Below are 16,699 nucleotides of genomic sequence, written 5' to 3' on the forward strand. Positions count from 1 at the left end.
TGGTGGATGATGGCGAAGTGCAAAATTTAGAAACACAGTCAGATGATAAAATTCACCATCCAAGGGTTGTTTTTCTAGACACAGACTGGGAGATGATTTCCCAAGAAATCGCCGACAATCCCACCAGCACAGCCACAGCCGAAAATCTGGTTTACGCGATTTACACCTCCGGCTCCACGGGAAAGCCGAAAGGAGTGGAAATTGAGCACGGGAGCTTGTTAAATCTCGTTTTTTGGCATCAAAGAGAGTTTGGGGTGTCAGCGGGCGATCGAGCAACGCAAATTGCTGCGATCGGCTTTGATGCTTGCGGGTGGGAAATTTGGCCTTATCTCGCCGCGGGAGCTAGCATCTACTTTCCCGAAGATGACATCAGGCGAGATCCTGAAAAACTGCAAAACTGGTTAGTATCAAAAGCAATTACAATTAGCTTTTTGCCAACACCTTTAGCCGAGAAAGTTTTGCTATTAGATTGGCCTCAAACAACAGCGTTGCGAATCTTGCTCACAGGCGGCGAAAAACTGCAACAACATCCTTTAAAATCCCATCCATTTAAGCTAGTAAATAATTACGGGCCAACCGAAAACACCGTCGTCACAACTTCCGGTTATATTCCTGTAACAGAGCAAACAGACATCGCCCCGACAATTGGCCGCCCCATTGCTAACACTCAAATCTACATATTAGACAAATATTTGCAGCCAGTGGCGATCGGCGTTGTTGGCGAATTGTACATCGGCGGAAACGGACTCGCTCGCGGCTACCTCAACCGCCCAGATTTAACCGCACAAAGCTTTATTGTCAATCCTTTTAAACCAAATTCAGGAGAGCGAATTTACAAAACCGGCGACTTAGTGCGCTACAGAGGCGATCGCAACCTTGAATTTTTAGGACGGATTGACGAACAAGTAAAAATTCGCGGTTTCCGCATCGAATTAGGAGAAATCGAGACACAATTAACTCAACATCCGGCGGTTCAGCAAACTGTAGCAATAGCTTCGGAAGATGGACAGGGAGATAAACGTTTAGTAGCTTATATTGCCCTGAATCCAGAATATAGTATTGCTAGCGAAAAAAACCAAATAATGCAATTGCAGGACGAACAGGTTTTGCAGTGGCAAATCCTCTATAATGAAACTTACAATCAACCTGCTGTTGACTCAGATCCAACATTTAATATTGTCGGCTGGAATAGCAGTTATACTAATCAGCCAATCCCAGCAGAACAGATGCGCGACTGGGCGAACAATCAAGCCGCCCAAATTTTAGCTTTGCAGCCTAGCCGAGTGTTAGAAATTGGCTGCGGCACAGGTTTGTTGCTGTTCCAAATTGCCTCTCGCTGCACTCAATATTGCGGAACAGACTTTTCCCCTATTTCGCTCAACTATATTCAGCAGCACTTGGCAAATCTAGAGTTAACTAATGTAACGCTAATTCAGAAAATGGCGACCGATTTTGAAGGAGTAGAGACAGCAGCTTTTGACGCAGTAATTCTCAACTCAGTCGTGCAATATTTCCCGAATATCGACTATCTCGTGCAGGTGCTAGAAGGTGCGGTGAAAGCAACTGCTCCCGGCGGCTTTATATTCATCGGAGATGTCCGCAGCTTGCCGTTGCTGGAGGCTTTTCACGCTTCGGTACAACTGTATCAAGCCGAACCTTCTCTCGCTGGCGAACAGTTGCAGCAGCGAGTACAAATGCAAATTTTTCAAGAAACAGAGTTAGTTATTGAACCAGAGTTTTTTAGCGCATTAAAGCACCGCTTTCCGCAGATTGGCGACGTAGAGATTCAATTAATTCGCGGTAGTTACCACAATGAGTTAACTGATTTTCGGTACAATGCTATTCTGCATATTGCGTCGGAAACAGCACGCCCAAAATCATCGCCTAAAGGGGAGTGGGACGCAGAAAAACGGCTGGATTGGTTGGATGAAAATCAGAATCTGAGTGTTACCAAGGTGCAACAAATATTATTGCAAAATCAACTGGATGTTTTAAGAATTTCTAATGTGCCTAATGCGCGGGTAACGGCAGCAGTCAAGGCGGCAGAGTTGCTGTCTGTTGTCGATAAATTTCCAACAGCAGGTCAGTTGCAGAAAGCCGTGGAAAAAGTCGAGGATTTAGGAGTCGATCCCGAAGCTTGGTATGCTTTGGAAGTTCCGTATAATGTTAATATTAGTTGGTCTAATTCCGACAGTCAAGGGCGCTACGATGTAGTGTTTGCACGGGGCGAAACTAAAGATTTTGTGCGAGAAACCAGAAGCGATAACTTGCGTCCTTGGCGCTCTTATGCTAACAATCCCTTACAAGCTAAAGCAGCGCGTAAATTAGTGCCACAGTTGCAGGCTTATCTAGCGGAAAAACTGCCGGAATATATGGTTCCGTCGGCTTTTGTGGTGCTGGAGTCGCTACCTGTGACGGCTAACGGAAAGGTCGATCGCCTCGCTTTGCCTGCACCGCAGCCGATTAAGTTAGAATGGGCTGGCGGTTACGTTGCGCCTCAGACTTCTATTGAAGAAGTTTTAGTGAAAATTTGGGCTGAGGTTTTGGGGATAAAGCGAGTGGGTATCCGGGACAATTTCTTTGAATTAGGAGGCCATTCGCTGCTGGCGACTCAGCTTGTTTCGAGAGTGCGAGATGCTTTCGCGGTAGAGTTGCCTTTGCGCCGAGTTTTTGAAGCACCGACAATTGGAGAATTGTCTAAGATCGTTGAGAGTTTAAAAGATAAGAATGCTAAAAGTGGGGCCCCGGCTTTAGTGCCGATTTCGCGCGATAGTCGGCGGAGGAAGCTATCATCTTTTAATCAAGAAAGTAAATAAAAATTAGGGCGGTAGAACGGGTGCAATTTCGATAAATATGCAGCAAGAAACAGAAGTTTTTGTATTCCCCGCATCGTTTGCTCAGCAGCGGCTTTGGTTCCTCAATCAATTAGCACCGGGCAATCCTTTCTACAATGTCTCAACAGCACTCCGCTTAACAGGTTTTCTCAACTTCAGATCCTTAGAGCAAACCTTCAACGAAATTGTGCAGCGGCACGAAACTTTACGCACCACATTTACGCTTTTGGAAGGGGAACTCGTACAAATTATTGCTCCCATTTTAACCGTATCCCTCCCCACAATCGACTTACAAAATCTCTCGCCAACTCAGCAGCAAACCGCAGCGCTGCAACTCGCAACCGATGCAGCGCAATGCCCTTTCGATTTAGCCGCCGGGCCGTTATTTAAAGTAACGCTGTTACAAATCAGTGAAACAGAACATATATTGTTGCTGAATTTACATCATATTGTGGCTGATGGTTGGTCGATTGGAGTGCTAATTCGAGAGCTGGGAACGCTCTACACAGCATTTGTAAAAAATGGGATCTCGCACTTACCAGCACTGCCCGTGCAGTACGCCGACTTTGCAGAATGGCAGCACCAATGGTTGCAGGGCGAAGTATTAGAAACCCAGTTAGCTTATTGGCAGCAGCAGTTAAACGGAATTACCACACTCAATCTACCAACAGACAGGCAAAGACCAGCGGTTCCATCCTACCGCGGCGCTAAACAATTTATAACACTATCACCTGCTTTGAGCGAGGCGCTAAAGTCATTGAGCCACCAAGAAAGCGCGACTTTATTTATCACTCTACTAGCCGCTTTTCAAACTTTGCTCTACCGCTATACAGGACAAGTAGATATTGCAGTAGGAACGCCGATCGCCAATCGCAACCTGATCGAAATAGAAGCATTAATCGGTTTTTTTGTCAACAGTTTGGTGCTGCGTGCAGATATATCAGGAAATCCAACTTTTCGGGAACTATTGCATCGGGTAAAAAATGTTGCAATGGCAGCCTACGCCCACCAAGATTTGCCCTTCGAGAAGTTGGTTGAGGAATTGCACCCCGATCGCGAGTTGAGCCGCAACCCCCTATTTCAAGTTAGTTTCAGCCTGCAAAACACTCCTGTAGCAGCGCTAGAATTGCCGGGAATCGCTGCCGAGGCGATCGACTTTGATGCAGGAACCGCCAAGCTAGATTTAGAGTGCCACTTGTGGGAAAATGCAGGAAGTATTCAAGGGCAATTTGTTTACAGCACAGATTTATTTGATAGCGGCACAATTGCGCGGATGGCGGGACATTTCCAAACGCTGCTCGAAGCCATTGTTGCCAATCCCAAACAGCACCTTAGCGACTTGGCTTTGCTGACAGCGCCAGAATACCAGCAACTATTAATCGATTGGAATGACACTCAGAGAGATTATCCGCAAAACCAGTGTTTCCATCAGCTATTTGAAGAGCAAGTCGAGCGATCCTCTTCGAGGGCTCCGCTAACGCCCCATGCTGTCGCCGCCGTCTTTGAAAACCAGCAGTTAACCTACCGCCAACTCAACAGCCGAGCCAACCAACTTGCACGTTACTTGCAGCAATTGGGAGCAGCACCAGAAGTTTTAGTGGGCCTTTGTGTAGAACGTTCCTTAGATGCGATCGTCGGATTGCTAGGCATTATCAAAGCAGGCGCAGCCTACCTGCCTTTAGATCCAACTTATCCTCAAGAGCGGCTTAACTTCATGTTAGAAGATGCTCAGGTGTCGATTTTGGTAACTCAGCAACACTTAGCAAAAAACTTGACGCAGCCGGAAAATTACGGAGTTTTTTCAGTAGTCTGTTTGGACTCCGACAGAGAAATTATCGCCCGACAAAGCCCAGAAAATCCAACTACAAATATCATACCAGAAAACCTAGCCTACGTCATTTACACATCTGGTTCAACCGGAAAACCCAAAGGCGTTTTAATCGAACATCGGGGACTCTACAACTTAGCCCTAGCTCAAATAGAAGCTTTTAACTTAAACTCAAATCACCGCATTTTGCAATTCGCTTCCCTGAGTTTTGATGCCTCAATTTTTGAGATTGTCATGGCCTTGGGAACCGGAGCAACACTTTACTGTGCCAAGAAAGAATCTTTGTTGCCAGGACAAACATTAATCGAATTTTTGCAGGACAATGCTATTACCCACGCTACCCTCCCGCCCTCGCTGCTAGCTGTCCTTCCAAACGTCAAACTTCCCGCACTACAAACAATCATCTGTGCGGGCGAATCCTGTTCCCCCGATGTTGTTAAACGCTGGGCTTCGGGGCGCAGATTTTTTAACGCTTACGGCCCTACAGAATCGACAGTCTGGTCAAGTTTTGCCGAAATTAGCGATAGCAAAAAACCGCCAATCGGCCGCCCAATAGCTAACACTCAACTCTATATTTTAGATAAAAATTTACAGCCAGTACCCGTTGGAATTCCCGGTGAATTGTACATCGGCGGCAGCGGATTGGCGCGAGGCTACCTGAACCGCCCCGAATTAACCGCCCAGCGATTTATTGCTAATCCGTTTAGCCAGAAAGCAGGAGAACGAATTTATAAAACTGGTGACTTAGCTCGTTATTTCCCCGACGGCAATATTGACTTTTTAGGCCGCACTGACGAACAGGTAAAAATTCGCGGTTATCGAATAGAATTGGGAGAAATTGAAGCGCTGCTGGTTCAGCATCCAGCAGTCAAAGAAACAGCGGCGGTTGCTGCGGATGATTTGTCGGGCAACAAACGCCTAGTTGCTTATGTCGTCCCCAATCAAAATCAGACGCTTAATCCCGATGAAATACGCAATTTCCTCAAACAGCAACTGCCCAATTACATGATTCCCAGTGCTTTTGTGGCGATGGATTTTCTGCCCCTAACTCCCAATGGCAAAATCGACCGCCTGCGCCTACCTGCACCGGGGAATCTAACTAGCAATTCAATAGATAAAAGCTGCATAGCACCTCGCACACCAACCGAGTCAACCCTCGCCCAAATTTGGGCCACAACCCTCAACGTAGAGTGCGTTGGCATTCGCGATAATTTCTTTGATTTGGGTGGAGATTCCCTGCTGGCAATCCGCCTTATCAATGAGATTAACCAGCAATTTCAGCGCGAGTTGCCGCTGTCTGCTCTTTTTTTAAATCCGACAATTGAAGGTTTAGCAGATTTGCTATCTTCAGAAACAAAATCTCTGGAATGGTCGCCTTTAGTTGCAATTAAGCCTCGCGGTAAAAAGCCCCCGTTCTTCTGCGTCCATCCCATCTTTGGCGTCGTGTTTCCTTATGTCGAGTTAGCCTTTGGGCTAGGAGAAAATCAACCGTTTTACGGGCTGCAACCAAAGGGTATTGACGGCGAAAGTTCTCCGTTAACTAGCATTGAAGATATGGCGACTGACTACATCGCAGCCTTGCGTACCGTTCAACCAAAAGGGCCTTATTTTTTAGGAGGCTGGTCTTTTGGAGGTTTGGTTGCTTTTGAGATGGCTCAACAGTTACTCGCAGCGGGGGACGAAGTGGCTTTGCTTGCTGTGCTTGATACTTTAGCGCCGATTTCTGCTAACAAACCTTCTTTTTGGGACGGTTGCAAGTTTATTCTGACTACTGTTTCGCGCTCTATCTGGCCTTTTTTAGTAGATTATTTTCGCTTGGTGGCTGGTGCAGAAAATGTTCAAATTGGCGGTATTTTTGCAAAATTTCCGAAATTAAATAAGATGCTTAATTTGGCAGCTAATTTTTTGCATCGCTGGAATTGGAAACAGGCGGTTATGGTTAGTATCCTATCTCAGGAGTCAAAAGAACGGAGCTGGCGCGAGCTGGCAATCCCCTCGATGTTTACTGTATTTCAGGCTAATAGTCAAGCAACTCTCAGCTATGTACCGAAAATTTATCCGCAGCGAATTACTCTGTTTAGATCGGAGGAACAGCTAAGCATGAGTCATCAAGATCCGACTCTTGGCTGGAGTGAATTAACGACCCAAAAAGTAGAGGTGATTAGGGTTCCTGGGAATCATCTTACTATGCTGAGAAAACCCTGCGTCGAGGTGCTGGCTCAAAAGCTGAAGCATTGCTTTGAGGAGAAATTAAGTGATTGAGCAACCCGCGTGCTTGTGTGTCGAATAAAATAATCTTTATCACGTTTGTAGTGAGGACTTTAGTCCTGAGAGCTTTATGAGACTAAAGGGACACTCCAAAAGCCCATAGGTGTCCACTTAAGCCTGAAAGCCTTGATAAATCTCGTTTTTCCCTAAGTCTAGATCCCCCTAAATCCCCCTTAAGAAGGGGGACTTTGAAAAAAACTCCTGTCCCCCCCTTCTTAAGGGGGGCTAGGGGGGATCTGACCTCAATCGTCAAACAGTAGTCTGTGACTGGGTTTGACGTTAAATTGACACTAATGGGCACGGTGCGGTTATCCCTACTGTACTGGAATACGCTTGATCACGTTTGTAGTTAGGATGTCAAAAAATTGCGATCGCCCGAAGAACACTTTTTGCAACTAGAAATCATCATGCAGCGCCACGCCGCAGCACTCGAAGCTGAAGTCAGAGCTTTGCAAGCCGCTGACGAAACCGCCCAGTGGCCTCCTGACTGGAAGCGTGGCTATAATTGGCGTTTCGCTAAAATTTTTGCTTCAGTGAAGATTTTTCGCAACTGGGGTGCAGATGCTGCGGCTTGGAAACTTTTGCCTTCGCGAGTTTATCCCAACCGAGGCAATCAGAAGGATGAGTCTGTTGACATTTGAATGTAGGGGCGGGTTTTACCAATAATCTCGGCCTAAGACCAATCATCTCGTAAACCCGCCCCCACCCAACAGTAAATCCCAATCTACCTCCAATTCTTCAATCTAAAATCTAAAATCTAAAATCTAAAATCGATTGATTGGGCGATGCTGAAGATGATAGCACCCAAACCTGCTGCGATCGGAATTGTCACCAGCCAAGCCGAACCAATTGACAGCAAAGTTTGCAAGCGTACAGTTTTCCAAGCTTTGATCAGCCCGACTCCGACAACTGCACCGACTAAAGCGTGGGATGTGGAAACTGGCAAACCGAAGCGGGATGCTAGCAAGACTGTGGTGGCTGTGGCTAATTCCGCGCAAAATCCGCCGCTTGGTTGGAGTTCGATGATTTTTTCGCCGACTGTGGCTATTACATTTTTTCCCCAGATGGTTAAACCGATGACTATTCCTGCGCCTCCGAGGACTAAAATCCACAGGGGCACGCTGAAATCCCCTGATGGAAAGGAACCTGTGCGCCGGATGTAGGCGATCGCAGCTAGGGGAGCAACGGCATTGCCTACGTCGTTGGAACCGTGGGAAAATGCTACAAAACAGGCGCTCAAGACTTGAAATCTCGCCATTTGTTGCTCGATGGGAGAGTGGCGGGGAGGGGGAGAGGGGGAGAGGGGGAGAGTGGGAGATTGGGAAAATATTCCCTCTTTCTTATTCCTTGCATCCGTTACATCCGTTACATCCGTTACAAAATCCGCTGCCGAACCTTCTTCCTTCTCAACTGATTCTAATTTTTTCCAGCTATTGAGTGTGAGGACGATCGCCCCAATACTCCCAATGCCAATGACAATATCGTGAATGGGCAGATTCCAGCCAAATCGATCGCGCGCCGCGGCGATCGCCCCTGTCTGCACCAAAGCAACATCGACAATAGACGGCAGTACAATTATCCCAAATACGCTCAGCATTGCTGCACTCAGCCAAGGTATCCACTCGCGCATTTGAGATAGAGGATCTGGTCGATCGAGAATCGAATACTTCACCACACTGTAAAATAGTGCGGCTAAAGCACCGCTAGCAACAGGTGTCGCTACCCAAGTTAGGGAGATGGTGCCGATAGTTCGCCAATCAACTGCATTAATTCCGGCTGCAACACAGCTAAAACCCGCGATCGCGCCCACCACTGCATGGGATGAAGAAACAGGCAAACCTCGACTGGTAGCGATTTGCAGCCACAAGCCGCAAGCAATCAGCACTGACACCATCCCGATTAAAAATACTTGCGGTTGAGCCGCGAACACTTCTGCATTCACAACTCCTGTGGCGAGAGTTTCGGAAACTCCTTGCCCGAACAGCACTGCGCCGGAAAACTCCAGTATGCCTGCAACAATTATTGCCTGCCGCAGCGTTAGGGCCTTCGAGCCTACGGATGTCCCCATCGAGTTAGCGACATCGTTGGCACCCAAGTTGGCGGCGACGTACAAGGCCAGTGCGGCCATTGCCCCTAGTTGCAGAAATACGACCCCAGAGGTATCTAACATAGAAATTTTTTGACATAAAACGGGCATTTCGATATATGATAAGGGATTGTGAGTTTTGGTAAATCCGATGAAAGGCGCAGAAATAATCCGTTCTATCGAAACGGCAGAAATAGATAGAGTCAAGCAAGAACTCAATAAACAAGTTCCCGAAATTTACGTCGGCGACACAGTGCGAGTCGGCGTAAGAATTAAAGAGGGTAACAAAGAACGGGTTCAGCCCTACGAAGGGACTGTGATTGCCATGCGTAACGGCGGGATTAATGAAACAATCACCGTCCGCCGCGTGTTTCAGGGCGTCGGCGTGGAACGGGTGTTTTTGATTCACTCGCCCCGCATCGCCACGATCCAAGTGATGCGTCGCGGGAAAGTCCGCAGAGCAAAACTTTACTACCTGCGCGATCGGGTGGGCAAAGCTACTCGCGTCAAACAGCGGTTCGATCGCTCCCTGTAGGAATGCACCCAGCTTCCCCTTGGTTCATGGTTCATGGGAAATTAAAAAAATTCAAAAAAAGTTTCCCATTTACGAGCGCACTGTGTTAAAATAGAAATCTAGAGGTTAAGCGAATTTCAGCAACCTCACCTGTGCGCTCTTAGTTCAGTTGGTAGAACGCAGGTCTCCAAAACCTGATGTCGGGGGTTCAAGTCCTCCAGGGCGCGCTGAATCACCAAACTTTAAATTCTGCCCGAAAGCGCCCGGACTATTGGCTGGCAACAGTCAAAACCGCAAACTTTCGGGTAGAATTAATTTTTGTGGGCGGTTCGCAAAAAATGCCATCAACAAATGCTCGGTGTGGCTTCTCGATCATCGGTTTCGGCGATCGGCATTTACGCCGTTGATTGGTTGGGCTTGTAAAAAAGTCGTGGCTTTAGATTTGAGATTTGGGACTTGGGCGTAAGTGGTTAGTGTCACAAAATCTGAGAGCCGCGGGCCACTCACACCATCTAAAATCTAAAATCTAAAATCTAAAATCGCAAGGGGGATTGAATCGTGGCGAAAAAAGACGAAGCTCAAGAAACTCAAGAAATAACAGCGCCTGGGTTTGACCCTGCGGGTTTTTTTAAGGAAACTAGAGAAGAACTCGACAAAGTGGTTTGGCCTAGCAGGCAGCAGCTAATCAGCGAGTCTTTGGCCGTGCTTTTGATGGTGATCCTCTCAGCAAGCCTGATCTATTTGGTGGATAACTTCTTTAACTGGGGCGCGGGAAAGGTGTTTGGGCCATGACTTTTGCATCAGAAGAATCTGAGTATTCCACAGAAGCGACGGGACAGGCAGCATCGCCAGATGTGCCGGAGATTGATGCTCGCTGGTATGCTGTTCAAGTTGCCTCTGGCTGCGAAAAGCGCGTGAAGGCAAACTTGCAGCAGCGGATTCAAACTTTGGATGTTGCCGATCGCATCGTTCAAGTAGAAATTCCGCAAACTCCGGCAATCAAAGTCGGCAAAGACGGTTCCAGGCGGCAGTCAGATGAAAAAATCTTTCCCGGCTACGTACTCATCCGTATGTTTATGGACGAGGATACGTGGCAGGTGATCAAAAATACCCCGAATGTAATTAATTTTGTCGGGGCAGAGCAGAAACGCCGCTACGGGCGCGGCAGGGGTCACGTCAAACCGCTACCTCTGAGTCATTCGGAAGTAGAACGGATCTTCAGAAATGCTCAGGAATCAGAACCAGTTGTCAAAGTATCGATGTCTACTGGAGACCACGTTGTGGTACTTTCCGGGCCATTTAAAGATTTTGAAGGTGATGTGATTGAAGTTAGCCCGGAACGAAACAAGCTCAAAGTTTTACTCTCGATTTTTGGGCGCGATACGCCTGTAGAATTGGAGTTCAATCAGGTTCAGAAACAGAACTAACTAATGGCAAAGAAAGTTGTTGCAGTAATTAAGTTGGCGATTACGGCGGGAAAAGCCAACCCAGCTCCTCCGATCGGCCCAGCTTTGGGTCAGCACGGCGTCAATATTATGATGTTTTGCAAGGAGTACAATGCTAGAACCGCAGACCAAGCAGGTCTGGTGGTTCCGGTAGAAATTTCGGTTTTTGAAGACCGCAGTTTTACGTTTATTCTCAAAACCCCGCCGGCGTCGGTTTTGATTCAAAAAGCTGCTGGCATTGCTAAGGGTTCGGGAGAACCTAACCGCAAGCAAGTAGGCTCGATTACTCAGGCTCAACTGCGAGAAATCGCTGAAACCAAAATGCCTGACCTCAATGCTAATGATGTTGAGGCTGCTATGAAAATTGTGGCAGGAACGGCTAAAAATATGGGCGTGGCGATCGCGGATTGAAGTCAGTTGTCAGTTGGCAGTTGTCAGTTGGCAATCGGTAATTCCCAGTGTTGAAGCTCAAATCTTCAATCTAAAATCCAAAATCCAAAATCCAAAATCGATCGGTTCAGGGGGAGAAGCAAAGCTTCGCTAGTAACCGAAAACGGGTAGATTTTAAGATTGTCCGATAGGTTCAATCTAAAATCTAAAATCTAAAATCTAAAATCGACTGACCCCAGGAGATAACAATGGCAAAGAAAGTATCGCGAAGACTGCAAGAACTTCAAAAGAAAGTTGAAGACAGACCTTATCTACCGCTGGAAGCTCTGCAACTTTTGAAAGAAACAGCAACCGCTAAGTTTGGCGAAGCTGCTGAAGCTCACATCCGTTTGGGAATTGACCCGAAATATACTGACCAACAGTTGCGGACAACTGTATCGCTACCAAAAGGAACTGGTCAAGTAGTCAGAATTGCGGTGATTGCTAAGGGCGAAAAAGTTAAAGAAGCTCTAAATGCCGGCGCGGATATTGCTGGTTCTGAAGAGTTGATCGATGAAATTCAGAAGGGCATGATGGACTTCGACTGCCTGATTGCTACCCCAGACGTGATGCCGTTGGTGGCAAAATTGGGTCGGTTGTTGGGCCCGCGCGGTTTGATGCCTTCTCCGAAAGGTGGCACGGTGACGACTGACATTGCTCAGGCGATCAACGAGTTTAAAGGTGGTAAACTAGAATTCCGTGCCGATCGAACTGGCATCGTTCATGTTATGTTTGGCAAGGCAGCTTTCTCAGCGGAAGATTTGCTCGTCAACCTTCATGCTTTGCAAGAAACAGTTGACCGCAACCGTCCTTCTGGTGCTAAAGGTCGCTACTGGCGCAGTTTGTACGTATCCGCAACAATGGGCCCGTCGATCGAAGTCGATATCAGTGCTCTGCGCGATACCAAACTTGATGCTGCGTAGAAAGAATTCAGCAGAAGGCAGAAGGTAAAAGACTGCTTCGGCTGTCTGTGTAAATCTCTTACAAGACTTACGCCAGACCCCAGCTAATGTCTGCCTTCTGGTGATAGCCTAATCAAAAATCAATAAGCTGAAGACCGCAGGTGCCGACCGCTTAATTTCCTGCCGAGGCTGAAGAAATAAAAACTCAAGACTCAAAGATTAGAAATTTTCTATTTTTAATTCTGACTTGTTAATTTTTAATTCTCTGCCCCGGCTCTAAGGTCGGGGTTTTTGGTGGGCAGTTTTCGATCCTAAAAGGAGGTGAAATAAGTATGGGCAAAAGTTTAGCAGTAAAAAATGAGATTATTGCAGACCTCAAGCAAACCTTGAGCGAATCTCAACTGGCGATCGTGATTGACTACACGGGCTTAACTGTTGCTGAAATCACAGATTTGCGTCGGCGTTTGCGTCCGAAAGGCAGCAGTTGCCAAGTGGCAAAAAACACGCTGATGCGAATTGCTGTTGAAGGCAACGAAACCTGGCAGCCGATACAAGAATTGCTGACAGGTACGTCGGCATTTCTGTTCGTGCAAGAAGATATTGGCGGCGCGATTAAAGCTTACCAAGAATTCCAAAAAGTCTCTAAGAAGACAGAACTTCGCGGCGGCGTAATGGAAGGACGGGTACTGAAAGAAGCTGATGTTAAAGCATTAGCCGATCTGCCGTCGAAAGAACAACTCATGGCTCAAATTGCTGGCGCTATCAACGGTGTCGCAACCAAGTTGGCTGTGGGTATCAATCAAGTTCCTACTTCGATCGCTCGCGGTCTTAAAGCTTATGCTGAAAAAGACGGCGGTTCAGCAGAAGTAGCAGCAGAAGCACAACCAGAAGCAGAAGCAGAAGCGCAACCAGAAGCAGAAGCAGAAAGCGCATCTGTGTAAGTCATTAGTAATTAGTCATTAGTCCTCAGTCATTAGTATTTAGCAATAAATAGAAGACTGGAGACGAAAAACTAAGGATGAATGAGCAAATCTCAAATCCCAAATCCCAAATCTACAATCGAACTAGGAGTTTAACGAATGTCTACTGCAACTGACGAAATCTTGGAAAAACTTAAGTCTCTGACTTTGCTCGAAGCTTCTGAATTGGTCAAGCAAATTGAAGAAGCTTTCGGCGTCAGCGCTGCTGCTCCTGTAGGCGGCATGATGATGATGGGCGGCCCTGCTGCTGCTGCTGCTGAACCAGTAGAAGAGCAAACCGAATTTACTGTCATGCTGGAAGAAGTTCCTGCTGACAAGAAAATCGCCATTCTGAAGGAAGTCCGCGCAATTACCGGTCTGGGCCTGAAGGAAGCGAAAGACTTGGTAGAAGCCGCACCGAAAGCAGTTAAGGAAGCTATTGCTAAGGAAGCTGCTGAAGAAATGAAGAAACAGCTTGAAGCTGTGGGCGCAAAAATTTCTATCAAGTAGTCAGAGAATCTAGTTGATATCAATTCCGGTGACACCGGAATGATAGTTGACTGTTGACTATTCCCTAAAATTAATCGCGCGATAGTTACATCTCTCGCGCGATTAATTATTTTTGGTGTAGGGAAACGGCCTTGCTGTGTCCTCTTAGGATCGCGAATTAAATAATTTACAATTTTAATTGTTCTTGTGGGATGGGCGTCCCGCCCGTCCTGTTTGGACGGGCGGGACGCCCATCCCACTTTCAAGAGTGGAACTTATTTAATTCTCATTCCTTAGATTTTAGAGGCGGCTTCCATTTGCCGCACTACTGTTAAAGCTGAATAGGAAACGCCGGCAGTGCCTTCTCCCGGATGGGTGGAGTCACCTACTAACCACAAGTTTTTAATTGGTGTGCGAGTGGCAAATCCGAAGGGGCCGAAGGTTGGTATTCGCTGGCCGATGCCACCCACAACGCCTCTATCTCTCGCTGTATAGCGGGCAAAGGTGCGGGGTGTGGCGGCTTCTTGGTGTACGATCGACTCTGGCGTCAAATTGAAATATTCGCTCAAACGGGCGATCGCCCCTGCGCTGTATTTTTCCTTCAATCCTTCATAATCAACCGCATTCCACCACATTCGAGTATCAGTAAATGACGAAGCGATAATTGTCGCCATTCCCTCCGGTGCTCGCCCATCACCCGGATGACTGACTGAAACAAATAATGAATTATTCTCCCCAATCTCGCCGTCGTAATCGTAGAGAAACTGAAGGTGGGGCGGACAATTTTCTGGAATTGCGCTTTCATGCACTCCCAAATATATGACAAATGCACCGGATGCGGGCGGCAATTTATCAACTCGATATTTGTAGCCTGCCATTTGATTTGGGAGTTGGTTTGTTGTCTGTGAAGTCTCTGATTTAACCGATAAATTATCTGTTAAATTATCTGTTGAATTTCCGACAATCGGCTCGCTTGACAACAATTTTACTAGATTTTGCGCCGTCACGTTGGCAACAATGCGATCGGCAGTTTCTGTCCAAACTTCGCCTGTTTTTTGATTGCGAATCACTGTACCGGTGGCTATGCCATTTGCTGTGACAATACTTTCAACTGTATGCCGCAACAGGACTTTGCCGCCGTAGAGTTCGATCGCGCCTACCAGTCGATCGCTCAACACCTGCATACTTCCTTGTAGATGATACAATCCCTGTGGCTCTTGCGAAACTCCTAAAGCCGTCGCCGCGTAAAGCAACGCCGTTTCTTCGGTATCAACTTGAGAATATAATTTTAACTGCAAATCCAGAAAAGTTTTCAAGCGCAAATTGTCGCCCAACCCACAAAGCCGCAAAGCATCTCCCACTGTCATAAAAGTGAAAGGCAAAGTAATTAGAGTGTCGGGGCGAACTGCTTGAATTAATTGCCAGAAATCCCAGAAGTTTCTGGGCGGTAAAACCGGATCGCGCCCTTGAAACTTCCAGCTAGCTTGGAACAATGCAGACAATAATTGCCAAAAAGGTTCGCTTCCAGGAAACTGCCGCTGTCTTTCTTCCTGCCACTTTTGCGGATCTCGCCACACGCTAATCGGTGCGGTTTCTCCCGGCAAAAACACCGCACAAGCGGGATCGCAGGGTGTCGCGGCGGGAATTTCTATGTCTAATTCTGAGAAAATTCGGTGGTGAATGCCTCCGGGTTCCAATCCTGCAACCTGCGTGGCGCCGACATCGAAGGTAAAGCCTTTGCGTTTGAAGGTGGAAGCGCATCCGCCAGGGACGATCGCCTGTTCTAAGACTAGCACTTTGTATCCTCTGCGGGCTAGCAGGGCTGCTGCTGTCAGCCCGCCGATGCCGCCTCCAATTACCGTGACGCGGCCCTTAGTGTCTGTGGGACTGGATTTGCCAAAAGGGGTGCGATCGCCTGTCATAAATTTATTTATTGTAATATTTCTTAATATTATGCTCATATTTTGCAATAAAAAGCTCTTGTAGCGACAGGTTCAAATCTATCGCTACAAGAGGAAGGAGGTCGAGTTTAGAGGACTTTTTAGGGGTAAAATGCTCTGGGCGCACCCGGAGCGTTAGACTGTGGCGTGCCGATCAGAGAATCAGGGACGGCGCCACTTGTTGAGATAAGCTTCGCCAATCCCAGCCACAGCCTGCATTTGACCTAGCTGTTCCCGTAAAGCTTTGATGGTTCTTAGCTGTTCTTGAGACTGTTGCTGCAAAGCGTCGTAATTTCGCTGTATCGCCGCACTCTGGCTCAATTCATTTTCCAGATATTGCAACTTGGTCAGTTTAACTTGGAAGTCGCCGATCGCACTTGACTTTTCTGCTAACTCGTGCTGCAAAGATTCATAACTCGACTTCGACACGGTTTCCTGGAATTGGCTTTCGAGATTTTGCTTTTCGGTGGCGAATTGCTGCTGCAAGGATTCCACAGCAGCGGATTTTTCAGCGATTTGGTGCTGCAAAGATTCCAGAGCACTGGATTTTTCGGCTAGCTGTTGCACAAACTCGTGTTCGCGGTGTTCTTTTTCAGCGATTTGGTGCTGCAAAGATTCCAGAGCACTGGATTTTTCGGCTAGCTGTTGCACAAACTCGTGTTCGCGGTGTTCTTTTTCAGCGATTTGGTGCTGCAAAGATTCCAGAGCACTGGATTTTTCGGCTAGCTGTTGCACAAACTCGTGTTCGCGGTGTTCTTTTTCAGCGATTTGGTGCTGCAAAGATTCCAGAGCACTGGATTTTTCGGCTAGCTGTTGCACAAACTCGTGTTCGCGGTGGTCTTTTTCAGCGATTTGGTGCTGTAAAGATTCCAGAGCACTGGATTTTTCGGCTAGCTGTTGCACAAACTCGTGTTCGCGGTGTTCTTTTTCAGCGATTTGGTGCTGCAAAGATTCCAGAGCACTGGATTTTTCGGCTAGCTGTTGCACAAACTCGTGTTCGCGGTG

General features: G+C 47.2%; 13 protein-coding genes, 1 tRNA gene, 1 pseudogene and 1 other annotated feature. Of the genes and pseudogenes, 12 read left to right on the forward strand and 3 right to left on the reverse strand.

Going from position 1 to position 16,699, the window contains the following annotated elements; translation table 11 throughout:
- The 3 genes from QT973_RS17690 to QT973_RS17700 form a co-directional block, all read left to right on the forward strand.
- Window positions 1-2,816: amino acid adenylation domain-containing protein (locus QT973_RS17690; protein WP_333391834.1), on the forward strand; the 2,816-nt coding region annotated here is incomplete at its 5' end.
- 37 nt (window positions 2,817-2,853) lie between these two features.
- The gene (locus QT973_RS17695) at window positions 2,854-6,924 is read left to right on the forward strand and encodes an amino acid adenylation domain-containing protein (protein ID WP_333391835.1); all 4,071 of its coding nucleotides are present in this window, start codon (window positions 2,854-2,856) and stop codon (window positions 6,922-6,924) included.
- A gap of 395 nt (window positions 6,925-7,319) precedes the next feature.
- The gene (locus QT973_RS17700) at window positions 7,320-7,571 is read left to right on the forward strand and encodes a hypothetical protein (protein WP_333234057.1); all 252 of its coding nucleotides are present in this window, start codon (window positions 7,320-7,322) and stop codon (window positions 7,569-7,571) included.
- A 116-nt stretch (window positions 7,572-7,687) separates the two neighbouring features.
- Here the strand turns inward: QT973_RS17700 and QT973_RS17705 are convergent, their stop codons facing one another.
- Window positions 7,688-9,127, reverse strand: coding sequence for an inorganic phosphate transporter (locus QT973_RS17705; protein ID WP_445299449.1), 1,440 nt, complete (start codon window positions 9,125-9,127; stop codon window positions 7,688-7,690).
- 40 nt (window positions 9,128-9,167) lie between these two features.
- Between QT973_RS17705 and rplS the strand changes: the two genes are divergently transcribed.
- The 9 genes from rplS to rplL all read left to right on the forward strand — a co-directional run bounded on the left by rplS (window position 9,168) and on the right by rplL (window position 13,775).
- Window positions 9,168-9,551, forward strand: a complete 384-nt coding sequence (gene rplS, locus QT973_RS17710) for a 50S ribosomal protein L19 (RefSeq protein WP_333054363.1) — start codon at window positions 9,168-9,170, stop codon at window positions 9,549-9,551.
- Between the two features lie 133 nt (window positions 9,552-9,684).
- Window positions 9,685-9,757 (forward strand) — tRNA-Trp (locus QT973_RS17715).
- Window positions 9,728-9,937, forward strand: a complete 210-nt coding sequence (locus QT973_RS17720) for a hypothetical protein (RefSeq protein ID WP_333054361.1) — start codon at window positions 9,728-9,730, stop codon at window positions 9,935-9,937. The genes QT973_RS17715 and QT973_RS17720 overlap by 30 nt, the downstream gene beginning before the upstream one ends.
- A gap of 151 nt (window positions 9,938-10,088) precedes the next feature.
- Window positions 10,089-10,322 carry a preprotein translocase subunit SecE gene (gene secE / locus QT973_RS17725; protein ID WP_333054360.1) on the forward strand — a complete coding sequence of 78 codons (234 nt, stop codon included), beginning with the start codon at window positions 10,089-10,091 and terminating at the stop codon, window positions 10,320-10,322.
- Entirely contained in the window at window positions 10,319-10,957 is a 639-nt protein-coding gene (gene nusG, locus QT973_RS17730; RefSeq protein ID WP_333054359.1) for a transcription termination/antitermination protein NusG, read from the forward strand. The genes secE and nusG overlap by 4 nt, the downstream gene beginning before the upstream one ends.
- A gap of 3 nt (window positions 10,958-10,960) precedes the next feature.
- Window positions 10,961-11,386 carry a 50S ribosomal protein L11 gene (rplK, locus tag QT973_RS17735; protein WP_333031062.1) on the forward strand — a complete coding sequence of 142 codons (426 nt, stop codon included), beginning with the start codon at window positions 10,961-10,963 and terminating at the stop codon, window positions 11,384-11,386.
- A gap of 227 nt (window positions 11,387-11,613) precedes the next feature.
- On the forward strand, window positions 11,614-12,327 hold the full coding sequence (gene rplA, locus QT973_RS17740; protein WP_190663916.1) for a 50S ribosomal protein L1: 714 nt from the start codon (window positions 11,614-11,616) through the stop codon (window positions 12,325-12,327).
- A gap of 109 nt (window positions 12,328-12,436) precedes the next feature.
- Window positions 12,437-12,609, forward strand: a sequence feature (ribosomal protein L10 leader region).
- A 29-nt stretch (window positions 12,610-12,638) separates the two neighbouring features.
- Window positions 12,639-13,247, forward strand: coding sequence for a 50S ribosomal protein L10 (rplJ, locus tag QT973_RS17745; RefSeq protein WP_333054357.1), 609 nt, complete (start codon window positions 12,639-12,641; stop codon window positions 13,245-13,247).
- Between the two features lie 138 nt (window positions 13,248-13,385).
- Window positions 13,386-13,775, forward strand: a complete 390-nt coding sequence (rplL, locus tag QT973_RS17750) for a 50S ribosomal protein L7/L12 (RefSeq protein ID WP_333054355.1) — start codon at window positions 13,386-13,388, stop codon at window positions 13,773-13,775.
- A 272-nt stretch (window positions 13,776-14,047) separates the two neighbouring features.
- Here rplL and QT973_RS17755 read toward each other — a convergent pair whose 3' ends face one another.
- Window positions 14,048-15,676, reverse strand: a complete 1,629-nt coding sequence (locus QT973_RS17755) for an FAD-dependent oxidoreductase (protein ID WP_333391843.1) — start codon at window positions 15,674-15,676, stop codon at window positions 14,048-14,050.
- 180 nt (window positions 15,677-15,856) lie between these two features.
- Window positions 15,857-16,699 (reverse strand): annotated as a pseudogene (locus tag QT973_RS17760) (CopG family transcriptional regulator); the annotation flags it as partial.

Source organism: Microcoleus sp. Z1_A1 (genome assembly GCF_036700305.1).
In the GTDB taxonomy this organism is placed as follows: Bacteria; Cyanobacteriota; Cyanobacteriia; order Cyanobacteriales; family Microcoleaceae; genus Microcoleus.

Excerpts from the sequence above, each read along its gene's own strand:
- QT973_RS17695 (WP_333391835.1), top strand. The coding sequence starts at position 2,854 with ATGCAGCAAGAAACAGAAGTTTTTGTATTCCCCGCATCGTTTGCTCAG.
- QT973_RS17705 (WP_445299449.1), bottom strand. The coding sequence starts at position 9,127 with ATGCCCGTTTTATGTCAAAAAATTTCTATGTTAGATACCTCTGGGGTC.
- rplS (WP_333054363.1), top strand. The coding sequence starts at position 9,168 with ATGAAAGGCGCAGAAATAATCCGTTCTATCGAAACGGCAGAAATAGAT.
- QT973_RS17720 (WP_333054361.1), top strand. The coding sequence starts at position 9,728 with ATGTCGGGGGTTCAAGTCCTCCAGGGCGCGCTGAATCACCAAACTTTA.
- nusG (WP_333054359.1), top strand. The coding sequence starts at position 10,319 with ATGACTTTTGCATCAGAAGAATCTGAGTATTCCACAGAAGCGACGGGA.
- rplK (WP_333031062.1), top strand. The coding sequence starts at position 10,961 with ATGGCAAAGAAAGTTGTTGCAGTAATTAAGTTGGCGATTACGGCGGGA.
- rplA (WP_190663916.1), top strand. The coding sequence starts at position 11,614 with ATGGCAAAGAAAGTATCGCGAAGACTGCAAGAACTTCAAAAGAAAGTT.
- rplJ (WP_333054357.1), top strand. The coding sequence starts at position 12,639 with ATGGGCAAAAGTTTAGCAGTAAAAAATGAGATTATTGCAGACCTCAAG.
- rplL (WP_333054355.1), top strand. The coding sequence starts at position 13,386 with ATGTCTACTGCAACTGACGAAATCTTGGAAAAACTTAAGTCTCTGACT.
- QT973_RS17755 (WP_333391843.1), bottom strand. The coding sequence starts at position 15,676 with ATGACAGGCGATCGCACCCCTTTTGGCAAATCCAGTCCCACAGACACT.